This window comes from Pseudomonas sp. FW305-20, from assembly GCF_058788075.1.
Genome location: NZ_JBYTAJ010000007.1, coordinates 183,086 through 198,350, shown reverse-complemented (window position 1 = coordinate 198,350; position 15,265 = coordinate 183,086). Strand labels below are relative to the sequence as shown.

At 60.5% G+C, this 15,265-nt stretch carries 11 protein-coding genes; all 11 read right to left on the bottom strand.

Going from position 1 to position 15,265, the window contains the following annotated elements; translation table 11 throughout:
* Window positions 1–18: 18 nt before the first annotated feature.
* The 11 genes from AC3WP4_RS08900 to nirB all read right to left on the bottom strand — a co-directional run bounded on the left by AC3WP4_RS08900 (window position 19) and on the right by nirB (window position 15,244).
* On the bottom strand, window positions 19–849 hold the full coding sequence (locus tag AC3WP4_RS08900; protein ID WP_033062172.1) for an ABC transporter permease: 831 nt from the start codon (window positions 847–849) through the stop codon (window positions 19–21).
* Entirely contained in the window at window positions 846–1,769 is a 924-nt protein-coding gene (locus AC3WP4_RS08895) for an ABC transporter ATP-binding protein (RefSeq protein WP_074876166.1), read from the bottom strand. The genes AC3WP4_RS08900 and AC3WP4_RS08895 overlap by 4 nt, the downstream gene beginning before the upstream one ends.
* Window positions 1,766–3,055: a nitrous oxide reductase family maturation protein NosD gene (locus AC3WP4_RS08890; RefSeq protein ID WP_102615439.1), complete on the bottom strand. Its 1,290-nt coding sequence runs from the start codon at window positions 3,053–3,055 to the stop codon at window positions 1,766–1,768. Before AC3WP4_RS08890 ends, AC3WP4_RS08895 begins: the two co-directional genes overlap by 4 nt.
* 27 nt (window positions 3,056–3,082) lie before the next feature.
* Window positions 3,083–5,005, bottom strand: a complete 1,923-nt coding sequence (gene nosZ, locus AC3WP4_RS08885; RefSeq protein ID WP_371916905.1) for a TAT-dependent nitrous-oxide reductase — start codon at window positions 5,003–5,005, stop codon at window positions 3,083–3,085.
* A gap of 53 nt (window positions 5,006–5,058) precedes the next feature.
* Window positions 5,059–7,272 (bottom strand): transcriptional regulator NosR, encoded by a 2,214-nt coding sequence (gene nosR / locus AC3WP4_RS08880; RefSeq protein WP_102615437.1) that lies wholly within the window; start codon window positions 7,270–7,272, stop codon window positions 5,059–5,061.
* Between the two features lie 266 nt (window positions 7,273–7,538).
* The gene (gene hemN / locus AC3WP4_RS08875; protein ID WP_102615436.1) at window positions 7,539–8,927 is read right to left on the bottom strand and encodes an oxygen-independent coproporphyrinogen III oxidase; all 1,389 of its coding nucleotides are present in this window, start codon (window positions 8,925–8,927) and stop codon (window positions 7,539–7,541) included.
* Window positions 8,928–8,948: 21 nt separating this feature from the next.
* Entirely contained in the window at window positions 8,949–10,295 is a 1,347-nt protein-coding gene (locus tag AC3WP4_RS08870) for an oxygen-independent coproporphyrinogen III oxidase (protein ID WP_102615435.1), read from the bottom strand.
* A gap of 116 nt (window positions 10,296–10,411) precedes the next feature.
* Window positions 10,412–10,855, bottom strand: a complete 444-nt coding sequence (locus tag AC3WP4_RS08865; protein WP_074880659.1) for a CopD family copper resistance protein — start codon at window positions 10,853–10,855, stop codon at window positions 10,412–10,414.
* A 969-nt stretch (window positions 10,856–11,824) separates the two neighbouring features.
* Window positions 11,825–12,265: a CBS domain-containing protein gene (locus AC3WP4_RS08860; RefSeq protein WP_046046902.1), complete on the bottom strand. Its 441-nt coding sequence runs from the start codon at window positions 12,263–12,265 to the stop codon at window positions 11,825–11,827.
* A gap of 40 nt (window positions 12,266–12,305) precedes the next feature.
* Window positions 12,306–12,683: a nitrite reductase small subunit NirD gene (gene nirD, locus AC3WP4_RS08855; RefSeq protein WP_074876153.1), complete on the bottom strand. Its 378-nt coding sequence runs from the start codon at window positions 12,681–12,683 to the stop codon at window positions 12,306–12,308.
* A complete protein-coding gene (gene nirB, locus AC3WP4_RS08850; protein ID WP_102615434.1) occupies window positions 12,683–15,244 on the bottom strand; it encodes a nitrite reductase large subunit NirB in 2,562 nt (853 codons plus the stop codon). Before nirB ends, nirD begins: the two co-directional genes overlap by 1 nt.
* Window positions 15,245–15,265: the final 21 nt, after the last annotated feature.

The window sequence follows — 15,265 nt, the reverse complement described above, 5'->3', positions numbered from 1 at the left end:
AAATACCAAAGTAAAAATTCATGTCGCCCGGCGACGAAACAACAGCCAGGCCGAGCCCAATGGCACCGCCACCCACAGCGACAGGCACAGCCAGAGCATCGAGCCCGGCATCGGCAAATCGCTGCCCAGCGTCAGCACACCCGCGGTACTGGCGCCGGGCTCGAAACCGGAGAGGTTGATCAGGCGATAGATGTCGGCGGGGTTGAGCAGCAGTAACCAGGGCAGCACTTTGGGGTTGAACTGCCCTTCGCTGAGCACCAACAGCGCCAGCAGTGCGAGGTCGAACACCAGCACGAAGAAGAACCACACGCCCAGCGCCAGACCGGCTGCGGTGGACTTCTCGGCCGACACACTGCTCAACACATAGGCCAATCCCAGAAACCCCCAGCCCAGCAACGTCGACGACGCCATGAACCGGCCAAAGGCCCAAAGCAGCAGGCTCAGTTCGACATCGTCCACCAGCACCGCGATGGCCAGCATGGCGCAGCCGAAACCGATCAATGTCGCCAGCGCCAGGATCAATCCGTGGCCGACAAACTTGCCGAGCAAAATCTGCCCGCGACCCAACGGGTAGGTCAGCAACAGCAGCAACGTGCCGCTCTCGTCCTCGCCGACGATGGCGTCATAGGCCAGCAGCAACGCAATCAACGGCATCAAAAACGTCGCCAGACTGGCGAGGCTGGCGATGGTGGCCGGCACCGAGGTGAACCCCAATTGCCCGGAGGCTGCCGCGCCCAGCCAGGCGATGCCGATGGCCAGCACGGCGAACAACACACTGATCGCCAGCAACCAGCGATTGCGCAAGCCATCGCTGAATTCCTTGCGGGCCATGTTCCAGACAGCGTTCATACGGCCTCCCCAACGGGCGCCGCACCGGCCCGGCTCATGTAGTAGCGGTAAATATCTTCCAGAGACGGCTGATGGATTTCCACGTCGGCCGGTTCGTCGTCATTGAGCAGTTGGCGCAACAGCCCGAGCTTGCTGCCATTGAGCGCGGCCACTTCAAGCCCTTCGACGCCCCAGCGTTCGGTGACGTGCCCGGCGTTGTTCCAGCGTTGCTGCAACGGCCCGGCGTGCTTCAGGCCGTTGGCGCGAATCAGCGTCGGCAACCCGGCTTCCTCGCGCAAACTGTGGAGACTGCCGAGGGCCAGCAGGCGGCCCTGGGTCAGAATCGCGGCGCGGTTGATATGCGCCTCGACACCCGGCAAGACGTGGGAGCAGAGAATGATGCTGGTGCCCTGGCTGCGCAGGCGATCGAGCAAGCGATAAAGGTCCTGGGTCGCAATGGGATCGAGGCCGACCGTCGGCTCGTCGAGCAGCAACAAACGCGGTTCGCCAAGCAGCGCCTGCGCCAGCCCCAGGCGTTGGCGCATGCCTTTGGAGTAGGTCTTGACCCGTCGATGCGCCGCACCGGCCAGGCCGACTTCCTCCAGCAGCACGTCCACCTGAGCGGGTGCGGCGCCTTTGAGTCGCGCGAAATGGCGCAAGGTCTCAACACCGCTCAGCTGCGGGTAAAACGTCACGTTTTCCGGCAGATAACCGAGCAGGCGCCGCACGTGGGGATCGCTGGGCAAACGGCCGAACACCCTGACCTGCCCTTCGCTGGGCTGGAGCAGGCCAAGCACCAGTTTCATGCTGGTGGTCTTGCCCGCGCCGTTATGCCCGAACAAGCCCAGCACTTCGCCTTCAGCGAGGCTGAGGTTGAGCTGATGCAACACGGTGGCATGCCCATAGCGCTGGCTGACGCCTTCGATGTCGATGACGTTCATGAGGTGGGCTCCTGGGTCAGGGTTTGAGTGGATGACTTCATCAGCGGATGACTGTCGAGCACCCCAGGCGATTTCATCACCGGAAACGCTCGTTGCACCCAGCGCAGCAACTCGATACCGGGGCTGTTCATCAACAGCCGTACCTGCGGGTACAGCCACAACAAACGGTCGACGTTGTCATTGGGTTCATAGGCGATATCGCCGAGGCCATCGTTGTTGCGGTCCCAGCCCAGGTAATCGCTCCAGTAGTTGCCCCGGCCATCCGCCGACCATTCCTGCAAGCGGGTGGCGACGTACTTGACCTGTCGCTGGTTGCCGACAAAAGCGTTGTCGGCGATGCGGTTATCTTCCGAGCCGGCGGTGAGATGAATACCCACGGCGCTGTGCTCGAAGTGGTTGTGTTCGATGCTGTTGAACAGCGAGTTGTAGATGAACAGCGCCTTGCCCTCGGCACCGCTGATCATGCTGTCGCCGGTCGAGCCGTCGCGCACGTCAGTGACGAAGTTGTCACGCAAGGTTGAATAGGTGATGTAGTTCATCAGGATCCCGTAGTTCTGATCCTGTTCGGAGCGATTGCCGATCACCGTGAGCTTGCGGCTTTGCATCAAGGCATAGCCGGTGCGGGTGCGGCGGGTGGTGTTGCCGATCAACCGGTTATCGTTGGCGAACATGTAATGCACGCCGTAGCGCAGGTCTTCCAGGGTATTGCCCTGCAGCAGGTTGCCGTTGGAGGTGTCGATGTAGATGCCATCGCGAGTGTCGCGCACCTGGTTGCCAATGACCTTGGCGCCATGCACGGCATACAAGTGAATGCCATTGCCGCGGTCCTGGGAGCGCATCGTCGGATCACCCTGAATGCGGTTGTCGATCAGGCTCACATCCTGAGTGCCATCGACCCAGATACCGAAGCCCTTACCCTGCAGGCGATTGCCTTTAATCACCGCGCCATGGGCCTTGGGCTGGATGAACACCGCCGCATTCATGGCGGTGAGATCGTGCCCCCAGTCCAGAAAGGTGCAGCCTTCGATGCCGACATCCGGCGCACTGATGATCAAGCCGTTGCCCTGCCCCTCGCCCTGAAATACCGCGCCCGGTTCGCAGACAATCTGCATCGGCTGATCGACGCTGAACGAGCCACGGTATTCCCCGGCCGGCAGGTGCCAGCGTTGATCGACGCCCACCGTCAACGGCAGCGTGGTGACGGGTTGCACCGCCAGCGCGCCGCCGGACATCAGCAGGAGCGCAAGCGCAATGACCTTCACCGGGTTTCCCTTGCTGTCAGTCATTGCCTCGCTCCTGTCGATGGTCAACGGTCAGGCCTTCTCGACCTTCATGCGGCCGACCATTTCCATGTGCAGCGCATGGCAGAACCAGCTGCAGTAGTACCAATGCAGGCCAGCCTTGTCGGCAATGAAGGTGATCGATGAAGTCTGCTGCGGGCTGATCTCCATGCTCACGCCATGGTTGGTCATCACGAAGCCGTGGGTCACGTCTTCAATCTGGTCGATGTTGGTGATGGTCACTGTGACCTCGTTGCCCTGCTTGACGGTGAACTCCGGCAAGCCGTAGGCCGGGGCCATCGAGGTCATGTAGACGCGGACTTTGTTACCGTCGCGGATGACCTTGTTGTCGGTCTCCAGCTTGATCCCGTCCTTCGCGGCGATGACCACGGTTTCGGCAAAGAACGGGTCATTGCGGTCCCAGATTTTCTTGGTCTTGATCTGGTCGCGGCGAGCCATGACGCAGTCGTGGGGTTCGGCAAAGGCCGGGCCGTCGTGCACCAGTTTCATTTCCTCGCCGGAGATATCGATCAGTTGATCGTTTTCCGGGTGCAGCGGGCCGGTCGGCAGGAAGCGGTCCTTGGAAAACTTGCTGAGCACCATCAGCCACTGGCCGTCGGCCTCACTGGTTTCGGTCAGCGAGGCATGGTTGTGCCCCGGCTGATACTGCACATCGAGCTTCTGCTTGATGTAGTTGATCTTCTCGCCGGTGTAGGCGCGAATCGCCTCCTCGACGTTCCACTTCACCACCTGGCTGTCGATAAACAGCGTGGTGTAGGCATTGCCGCGGCCGTCGAAAGTGGTGTGCAGCGGGCCCAGACCGAGCTCAGGCTCACCGACCACCACGTCACGCGGGTCCTTGAACTTGTCGTCGAACAGATCGTCGAGCTTGGCGATGGCGATGATGGTGCAGGTCGGCGAAAGCTTGCCGTTGGCAATGAAGTACTTGCCATCGGGCGAGGTATTGAGGCCGTGGGGATTCTTCGGCGTCGGGATGTAACGGGTGAACGCGCTGTCCTTGCCGTCGGTTTTACGACCGTCGACCACCGGCACTTTCGAGCCGTCGAGGGTGATGAACTTGCCGGCCTTGATCGCCGCTTCGATGCGCGGGATGTTGAACACCACCACCCAGTCGCGCTCGTTGCGCATCATGCCGCCCAGGTCGTAGGCCTTCTCCGAGTTGTAGCAGGTCGACGCCGCGTATTTGCCGGTGTAGTCGGCGTCGGTGTTGTCCAGGTTACCGTCGACGATGACCTGGAACGCCATCTCCATTTTCTCGGCATCGATGGCGTTGAACAGGGTGTAGCTGTTCTTGTCCTGCAGGTCGAAGGTGCTGCCGTCATTGGGGTGCGGAATCACGAATTCGGCATTGGCGAACACGTACTTGGTGTGCGGCACTTTTTGCAGGCGCAGCCCGTGAACCGCCTGCACATTGGGCACGGTGAGCATCTTGTCGCACTTCATGATGTCCAGGCGGATACGCGCAACGCGGCTGTTGGCCTTGTCGTTGATGAACAGGTATTTGCCGTCGTACTTGCCGTCGGTCATCGACAAATGCGGGTGGTGGCAGTCGCCATTCTGGAAATGCGCGCTGTCGCCCATGATCCGTTTGCTTTCGTTGGTCAGGCCCCAACCGGTGGCGGAATCGACGTTGAACACCGGAACACGCAGCAACTCGCGCATTGACGGAATGCCCATGATCCGCACTTCACCCTGATGGCCGCCGCTCCAGAAACCGTAGTACTGATCCAGTTCACCCGGCCCGACGTGGGTTTTCAGTTGTGCGTCCTTGGCCGCTGCCGCCCAGGTCTCACGGGTGAACACTGCGCCACCAATGGCCGTGGCGCCGGCCAGTACCGCACCGGTCACCGCACTGGTGCCCAGGAAGCCGCGACGACTGAGGCCGGTCGGTTCCGACGCTTCAGTGGTTTTTTTGGATTCTGTGTCGTTCATCAGGTGTTTTCCTTGAAGGGATAAAAACGGTCACTGCGGACAGGCGCTCGCGGGGTTCATTCCAGAGCGGTCACTTCCACGACAGGTATCAGTTGCACAGGAGCGGGCGTCGCTTTGTCGCGCTTCTTGCGCTTGTTGATCAGCGGCGGGCATTTGTTGTCGTTCTGGTACGTCATCTGGCAATCGAGGCAGTAGTGGCACTCGTTGGCGTTGATCCGGCCATCGGGATGAATCGCCTGGATCTCGCATTCCTTGGCGCACAGTTGGCAAGGTGTGCCGCACTCTTTGCGGCGTTTGAGCCAGTCGAACAGGCGAAATTTGCTTGGGATCGCCAGCGCCGCGCCCAAGGGGCAGATATAGCGGCAATAGACTTTGCGCGTGAAGAGGTTGATGACCAGCAGCGCCACCGCGTAGAGCACGAACCACCACTGGCGGTCGAACCTGAGGGTGATGGCGGTCTTGAAGGGTTCCACCTCGGCGAACAGTTCGGCGGTGGACATCGACTCCAGGGAGATACCGAACAGCAGCAGCAAAATGATGTATTTGATCGCCCATAAGCGTTCATGCACGGCGAACGGCAATTCGTACTGGGGGATTTTCAGCTTGCGCGCAGCCTCGTTGATCAACTCTTGCAAGGCGCCAAACGGACACAGCCAGCCGCAGAACACGCCACGGCCCCACAGCAGAATACTGGCGGCGGCGAAGACCCAGAGCATGAAGATCAGCGGATCGGTGAGAAACAGCTCCCAGCGAAAGTGATCGAACAGCGCATGGGCGAAGGTCAGGACATTGACCACGGACAACTGCCCCAGCGCGTACCAGCCGATAAACACCACGGTAAAGACCAGATACCCGCGACGCAGCCAGTGCAGAAAATGCGGGCGACGGGTGAAGGTGTCCTGCAAAAACAGGATCGCTGTCAGCAGCAGCAACGCAGTACCGAGCACGGCAATCTGAAAGGATTTCTGGTACCAGATGTTCAACCACATCGGCCGACTGGCTTCCTCGATGGCCGCCAGTTCTTCGACGCTGGGCAGTGGTCGTTCAAGGTAAGGCTCGGGCAATTGATAGGCCAGCTCGAAGCTGCTGAACATGCCACTGACCGGGCCGGTCTGGCGACGTACCAATAGCTCCAGGGACCAGGGCGATCCCGGATCGAACTTCGCCGGTTCGCGCACAATGAAAATCGACATCTCAGTGAACTCGGGCATGCCTTTGGCAAACACATCCGAGAGCCGCTGATGGTCCATGTCGCGAAAGCTGATGACGTTGCCGAACTGGCGCAGTTGCACCCGATCGAAAATCCCGCCGCGCACATACCCCGAGCCTTTATAGGAAAACAGCCCGCGCCCCAGCACCGCGATGGCTTGCTCGCCGGGCTTGAGGTCTTGCATGAGGAAGCGATATTGGTTGTCGCCCAGCAGCGCACGGCCGATGGTTGGCGGATTCAGGTCGGCGGTATAGAGCTCGATGAAGGTCTCATCAACCTGATCGGCACTGGCGTTGTCGATGCCTTCGGCTTCAGTGCCCTTGAAGGCAGCGTCGACCTGGCCACGGGTCAGGTTCAAACGGCGGATGGCGCCGTTACCGGTCAGTTGTTCCCAGGTGGCAGGTTCGAAAAAGTCCTGGCGCACGGTGGCGGGCTTGCGCGTCACTCCGGCCGTGTCTTCAATCAGCTTCAGCGATACGGCCACTTCATGGGCGGCGCGCATGATGACCTCGTTGACCACCATGGCGGTGACGGTTGCGCCGGCGATGGCATCGACGGTGACCGCATTCGGGTCACTGGAATGGCCGACAACGACCCGCTGACTGACCTTGACGCCTTTGTACTTGGCGCTGAAGCCGTGAAGTTTTGCCTCAGGAATGCCAATCAGCAGAATCGGTTCGTGGTGTTCCAGCACATAGGCGTCCTGAATCATGCCGGTCGTGTCGAGAATTACCTGGGTGTTGATCGGTTTGCCCGAGTAAGCCGGAATATCCACCACGTCCAGGCTCTGGAACACATAACCGATGACCTTGCCGGCGGCGGACAGCGTACGCACCTTGAACGGGCCTTCGGGGGCGGAAACGGAATCGGTTTGAGGGAAGGTTTTCTCGATGCGCTGTTGCTCGATGTCGCCGTACTGCTTGGCTTGCACCGCCTCGAAGGTGGCGAGCATCAGCGTCAGCATGACCACCAGCCCGACACCCCAGGCGCGCAGGTTGCCGTGTATCGAAGGCTGATGGATTGTCATGGGTTCGCTGATTTCAAAGGGGCTTGCGGTCATGTTAGGGAGCGTTGCGCCCCCTGCCCTTGATTGAAATCAACTTAAGAAGTCAGCCCCGGGAGCCAAGCTCCAAAGTAATGCCGAGCAGCCAAGCCTTTTCACCCGCAACGCAAACCTTTGTAGCAGCTGGCGCAGCCTGCGTTCGGCTGCACAGCAGTCGTAAAATCAGCCAACGCGGAGTGTCAGTCTCACCGTGCATTCCGGTTTTACGACTGCTGCGCAGCCGAACGCAGGCTGCGCCAGCTGCTACAGGGTTTGCGTGTGGCTTAGACCGTGCGTGAAAACTGGCCTTTTTGCTCACCACCGAGATAGGCATCGAACGCCATCGCGGCACTGCGCATCATCAAATGCCCTTGTGGCAGCAGCACCAGCTCGTCGCGGTGAATCTGCAGCAATCCATCGCGCACATGCTCGCCCAGCTGCGTCAGCGCCTCGGCAAAATACTCGGTGAAGCGAATGCCATGCCGCGCCTCGTACTTGTCGAACGCGATACGGCCATGGCACATCAGGTCGCTGATCACCTCGCGGCGCAGCAGGTCGTCGGCGCTCAGGCGGTAACCGCGATGCACCGGCAACAGCCCTTGATCGATACGCGCGTAGTACTGCGAAAGCTCCTTGACGCTTTGGCTGTAGCTGTCGCCGACCTTGCCGATCGACGACACTCCAAGGCCGATCAAATCGCAGTCGGCATGGGTGGAATAGCCCTGGAAATTACGCTGCAGGGTGCCATTGGCCCGGGCCAGCGCCAGCTCGTCATCCGGCAAGGCGAAATGATCCATGCCGATATAAACGTAACCGGCCTCGGTCAGACGCCGGATGGTCAGCTCGAGCAGCTCCAGCTTGCGCTCCGGTGGCGGCATGTCGGCGGGACGAATCAGCCGTTGTGCGCGAACCATCTGCGGCAAATGCGCGTAGCTGTAGGCGGCGATCCGATCTGGGCGCAGCGCGATGATCTTGCTGAGGGTGATGTCGAAACTTTGCACGGTTTGCAGGGGAAGACCGTAGATAAGGTCGACGCTGATCGACTTGAAGTGCGCCTCGCGCGCCGCCGCGACCAGCGCATAAATCTGCTCTTCACTTTGCTGGCGATTGACCGCTGCCTGCACGTCGGGGTCGAAATCCTGCACACCGAAGCTCAGGCGATTGAAGCCCAACTGGCGCAATGACTGAATCTGCTCGGTGCTGATGGTGCGGGGGTCGACCTCGATGGAGAACTCATGGTTATCGCTGTCGTCCATGTTGAACGCCTGGTGCAGGCAGTCCATCAGGTCGGCCAGCTGCTCGCTGGTCAAATAGGTCGGCGTGCCGCCCCCCAGGTGCAACTGGGTGAGTTTGCGGGTGCCGTCGAACAAGGCCGCCTGCATTGCGATTTCACGCTTGAGGTACGTCAGGTACTCGACGGCGCGATGGGTTTTCTGGGTAATAATTTTGTTGCAGGCGCAGTAGTAACAAAGGCTTTTGCAGAACGGAATGTGGATGTACACCGACAGCGCTTTTGGCGCGGCCACCTGATTGCTGTCGCGGGCGGCACGCTGATAGTCATCAACGGCAAACGCCTGATGAAACTGCGGCGCCGTGGGGTAAGAGGTATAACGCGGCCCCGGGCGATCGTACTTTTCGACCAGGGCGCGATTGAAATCAAAAGTCGTGTTCATGATCGATCAACTCGCAGGGGGTTAATGCTTCGCACCGCCCAAATCCTTTTCAAACAGGTTGCAGATGGCATCCACTTCCGGCCGACCGGCGGGAAGGATGCTGATAAAACGGTCTGATAACTCGATCAACCCGTCCCGGCTCAATTGCTCCAGCAACGGCCAGACGGCGGAGAAGTACTTGGAAAAAACCAGCCCGTAGCGCCGCTCGATGGCACGGATATCCAGCTCCTGATCACAGGCCAGACGCTCCATGACCATTTGCCGGATCTGATCCCCCGCCTCGAAGCGCCAGCCTCGACACGTCGGCAATTGCTTCATGTCCAGTTGCTGCTGATAGCGTTCAATCTCATCGGTGTTCTGCGTATACAAATCGTCGATCTGGCTGATGGCGCCCAAACCGAATCCAACATGATCGCAATAGCCGTGACGGGAGAACCCTTCACAGGTACGGCGCAACCGGCCGCGCTCCTGGGCGATCGCCAAATCATCATCAGGCCGGACAAACTGCCCCAGACCGATGTAGTGATAACCCGCGCCAAGCAGTTGATCGAAGCAGATCTGGCGCATCGCACCCTTATCGTCCTGGCTGCACAGTGCTCTGGCCTTGTCGCCGAGCACCGGCCGATAGCGCCGCGGGGGCCGGGCATAATCAAACACCATCAGCCGGTCCGGTTCCAGCTCGATAATGCTCGCCAGCTTCAGCGCAAAACTGTCTGGGGTCTGCCAGGCATGACCGAAACCCAGGTCGACATTAATGGATCGAAAGCCAAAGGTACGCGCGGCATCCATGAGCGACTGGATCGGCGCCGGGTTCTGGTAGCAGGCCACCGACCTGTCACAGTCGGCGTCGATATCCGGAACGCCGATGCTCACATGAGTGAATCCCTGGTCGCGCAGCAACCCCATGGTCGCCCAGTCGGTGTGGTGGAGGTCGACCTCGACGCTGTAGTCGCCGCCTTCATGTTCGAGAAAGTTGAACCGGCCACGCAGATGACTCATCAGCCGTTCCAGGTGGGCAGGCGTTGGGGTTCCTCCACTCAGATGAAACTGCTCGACCCGTTGTTGCGCACCGAGGTGACAACCGACGAGGTCGATTTCCCGCTCCAGATGCTGGAGGTACTGCTCGATACCGTTGTGCTCACCGTTGATAATGCGCGGGGAACAGGAAGACGGCTTGAGGCTGGAAGGCAACTGCACATTCAGGGACAGTGGACGGCATTTCTGACGGCTGACGCGCAGCGCACGAAGCAGATCAAGGGAGCCAATACCGTCATGAAATTTTTGCGTATCGGCATGACAGTTAGGGTCAAGCACGCCTTGATCGCACCGAGCGATCAACTCGCCTGGGTTGTGAAATAAATCGAGCATGGCGGTCTCCGAGACTGGCTGCGGACTTTCAGTCTCCGGGTTTAACCCTCAATGCTCCTTGATTTGCGTCAAGCGCAAGCGAAGTGTCTGCACGACGGACCAACGGTCAGGCCCGATTACCACGTCAGATAAAACATGCCCTTGGCCAGCAGCACGATCACGACCATGTGGCCGAACAGGCTGCCGTGAATGAAGTGCAAGTATCGCGGGCTCATTCGGCCGCTTTTGAACAGGAACATGGCACCGAGGAAATGCAGCAACACACTTACGGCCACTGCGATTTTCAATGCCAGTAAGGTGCCGAACGATGAGGACAGTGGTGCGGCCAGGGCTGGCAAGTAGCGTAACCAGACCATGCCCAGCCCGGCGCCGAACAATACCAGCAGGACCCACGGCATCAGCGAGCGGGCCCGGCGGCCGATGCCCTGCTCCACCAGCAGCATCACCCTGGCGGGTAGCTGTTTGCGGATGCTTTCCAGGAACAGGACTTCGAAGAACACGGTGCCGATGAAGATCAGCGCGGCAAACAGGTGCAAGGTCAGAATCAGCGGATAGATCATGGTGTTTTCGCCTTGGGTCAAGGCAACCGGCGCTACGGCGAACATTGGGGTGAGCGCACTGGCTGTCGGTCTCTGGAGACTACAGAGGCCGCCTGGATATGCGGTTGATACTGATCAAGAAAGCGGCAAAACCCCCGAGTTCGGTGGCCTGTCTTTTGTTGATCGTGTGCATATCCATTTCTGCGGTGACGGCGGCTTAGGGTTCCGCCCTTACGGCGGGTCACTTGGAAAAGCGCCAAGTAACCAAACGCTCTTGCCCCTGACGTACGGTGCCTCGCTGTGGCTCTGCATGCCCTCGCTCCGGTCCTGCTCCGTGGGCCCGCCGCCATCGGCCATCCATGGCCGGGGGCGGCTAACCCGGCATCCATGCCGGGTTGCCCACTGCGCAGAACCTCCACTCGGCCTCCCGAGGGGGCGACTACCGCAACAGCACCGCGAGGCGGCCTACCGGCCGGCCTGTCTCTTCATGCGTACGCATTCCCTGTACTGATCGTTCCCACGCTCTGCGTGGGAATGCATCCCGTGACGCTCCGCGCCACCAGTGCGCAAGACTCAAGCCTTGCGTCGCGAGCGGAACGCGGAGCGTCCCCAGCGGCATTCCCACGCAGAGCGTGGGAACGATCAGAAGGTGAGCGCTGAATGCTGTTGATCTTGCTTTAGCTTTTGATCTTGCTTTGGCTTTTGATCTTGATCTGCCCAGTCGGAAGGCCGAGCGCAGGTTCTGCGCAGTGGGCACCGCGGCAAGGATGCCGCGGTAGCCGCCCCCGGCCATGGATGGCCGATGGCGGCGGGCCCACGGAGCAGGACCGGAGCGAGGGCATGCCGAGCCTAGGCGAGGCACCGTACGTCAGGGGCAAGAGCGCTTGGTTACTTGGCGCTTCTCCAAGTGACCCGCCGTAAGGGCGGAACCCTAAGCAGCCATCACCGCAGAAACGGATATGTACCCCAACCTTAGTGGCGCTGCCCGGTCTAGTGCCCGCGAATGTAATGCTCCAGCTGCCGAATCAAATCCGCCTGCTCAACGATAGCTTCCTTGACCAGATCCCCAATCGATAACAACCCCATCAGTTCGCCGCCCTCCATCACCGGCAGATGACGCAGATGGCTGTCGGTCATCACCGCCATGCAACGCTCGATACTCTGCTGACTATCAGCAGTCACCACAGGCGCGCTCATGATGTCGCGCACCGGCGTACCCACCGAAGAGCGTCCCTGCAGCACGACCTTGCGCGCATAGTCACGCTCGCTGATCACCCCGACCACCTGCCCGGCCTCGATCACCGGAAGCGCGCCCACATTCTTTTCGGCCATGATCCTCAGCGCTTCAAGCACCATTTCATCCGGCGCGATGCTATGCACCTGGCGGTTTTGTACGACCTTGAGTTTCAGCAATTGTGCGGCTGTTTTCATAAATGCCTCCGATGCGGATACGCGATGCTGTTGACCAGGCTCAAGCCACTCCGACTTCCACCACGCCGCTGTTCAACCGTACGGGCCAGACACGCAGACGCTGTTGCGGATACTCCAGGCAGCTGCCGTCCTCCAGGCGGAAATGCTGTTTGTAGATCGGCGATGCAACCACCAGATCTCCCTTGATGCTGCCGACCAACCCGCGACCGATCACATTCGCCCCGGACTGCGGGTCATGGTTGTCGATGGCGTAGAGGGTCCGACCCTCGGCCCCCGGCAGGTAGAACAGCGCCACTTGCGCGCCATCGAGCCAGACGACGACGCCGGAGTTGCTGACCAGGTCCTGTTGCCCGCACACCGTTTGCCAGGCCTCGGGGTTTTCCAGGGAATCGATGCGTTGGGTATTGGACTGGCTCATCAGGCAATCTCCTCGGTAACAGGGATAAGGTTGAGTTCGGCGGCCATGATCGGGCGCCGCTGGCCGCGTTCCTGGACGAAGTGGATGTCCGGGTCCGGGCGTTTATCGTTGACGAAGGTACGGAAGCGCTTGAGTTTTTCCGGGTCTTTGAGAGCGTTGGCCCATTCGCATTCATAGCGATTGACCACCAGTTGCATTTGCGATTCGAGCTCTTCACCCAACCCTAGGCTGTCGTGAATGATCACATCCTTGAGGAAATCGAGGCCGCCTTCCAGGCTTTCGCGCCACACCGAGGTGCGTTGCAATTTGTCGGCGGTGCGGATGTAGAACATCAGGAAGCGGTCGATGTAGCGGATCAGGGTCGCATCGTCGAGGTCGGTGGCGAACAGCTCGGCGTGACGCGGGCGCATGCCGCCGTTACCGGCGATGTACAGGTTCCAGCCTTTCTCGGTGGCGATCACGCCAACGTCTTTGCTCTGGGCTTCGGCGCACTCGCGGGTGCAGCCGGACACCGCAAACTTGAGTTTGTGCGGCGAGCGCAGGCCCTTGTAGCGGTCCTCGATGGTCAGGGCCATTTGCACGCTGTCCTGCACGCCATAACGGCACCAGGTGCTGCCGACGCAGGATTTCACGGTGCGGGTCGATTTGCCGTAGGCATGCCCGGTTTCGAAACCGGCTTCGATCAGCTCGGCCCAGATGTCCGGCAACTCATGCAACTGCGCGCCGAACAGGTCGATACGCTGGCCGCCGGTGATTTTGGTGTAGAGGTCGTATTTCTTCGCCACCACACCAATCGCGATCAGTTTGTCGGCAGTGATCTCGCCACCGGGGATGCGCGGCACCACCGAATAGGTGCCGTTTTTCTGCATGTTGGCCATGAAGGTGTCGTTGGTGTCCTGCAACGGCACCAGTGAGGCGTCCATGATCGGCTGGTTCCAGCACGACGCGAGAATCGAGCCCACCGCCGGTTTGCACACGTCGCAACCGGTGTGGCCACGGCCATGCTTGGCCAGCAATTCTTCGAAGGTGATCACCCCTTCTACCCGCACCAGCGCATAAAGCTCTTGGCGGGTATAGGCAAAGTGTTCGCACAGGCTCTTGTCGACGCTGACGCCACGGGCGATCAACTCGTGCTCGAACACCTGCTTTAGCAACCCGGCACAACCGCCGCAACCGGTGCACGCCTTGGTCTGCGACTTGAGCAAGCCAAGGTCGGTGCAGCCACCGTCGATGGCCGAGCAAATGGAACCCTTGGTGACGTTGTGGCACGAGCACACCGTGGCCGCTTCGGGCAACGCGCCTGGGCCCAGGGTCGGCGCGCCTTCGGAGGATGGCAGAATCAGGCTGGCAGGTTCGGCCGGCAGCGCAATCGCGTTCTGCATGTATTGCAGCAGCGTGTCGTAATAGCTGTTGTCACCGACCAGCACCGCACCGAGTACGTGCTTGCCCGTCGCGTCCACCACCAGGCGTCGATAGCTGGCCGTGGTTTCGTCGATGAACTGATAACTGCGCGCGCCCGGCGTGCTGCCATGCGCGTCGCCGATGGAACCGACATCGACGCCCAGCAGCTTGAGCTTGGTCGACATGTCCGCGCCCATGAACGGCTCGGCGGCTTCGTTGCACAACAGTGCGGCAACGCCGCGCGCCATTTGATAGCCCGGGGCGACCAGGCCAAAAATGCTGCCATTCCACGCGGCACACTCGCCGATCGCATAGATGTTCGGATCGCTGCTTTGGCATTGGTCGTCAATCACCACGCCGCCGCGCGGGCCGACTTCCAGCGAGCATTGGCGGGCTAGTGCGTCTTGCGCACGGATACCGGCGGAAAACACGATCAGGTCGGTTTCAAGAAATTCGTCATTGGCGAAGTTCATCCGATAGCGGTATTCCTCGCCTGCGCTGATCGATTGCGTGCCGCGCGACAGGTGCACGCCGACGCCGAGTCGTTCGATCTGCGCCTTGAGCGCCAGGCCACCGTATTCGTCCAGTTGCACCGGCATCAGGCGCGGGGCGAACTCCACCACATGTGCTTCCAGCCCCAGGGTCTTCAGGGCGTTGGCCGCTTCCAGGCCCAGCAAGCCACCGCCGACCACCACACCGCGTCGGGCGTTGCTGGCCGCGGCACGAATGGCGTCGAGGTCTTCAAGGGTGCGATACACCAGCCGCGAATCGCCCTCGGCGCCTTCGATCGGTGGCACAAACGGATAGGACCCGGTGGCCAGCACCAATTTGTCGTAGGCGACGCTGCCTTGCGCGGTGATCACTTGGCGGCGTGCACGGTCGATTTCCAGCACCGGCACCCCCAGATGCAGGATGACGCCCGGGGTCTGGTACAGCGAGGCTTCGCCGAGGGCCAGCGACTCGGCATCGCGGCCGGAGAAATACTCGGAAAGGTGCACACGGTCGTAGGCACGCATCGGCTCTTCGCTGAACACGTGTAACCGATACTGATCAAGGGCACCGCGTTCGATCAGCTGTTCGACACAATGATGTCCGACCATGCCATTGCCGATCACGATCAGCGTTTGCAGCTTGTTCAAAGTGGCAACATTGGAATTCATAAGAGACACCCGTCGATAGCT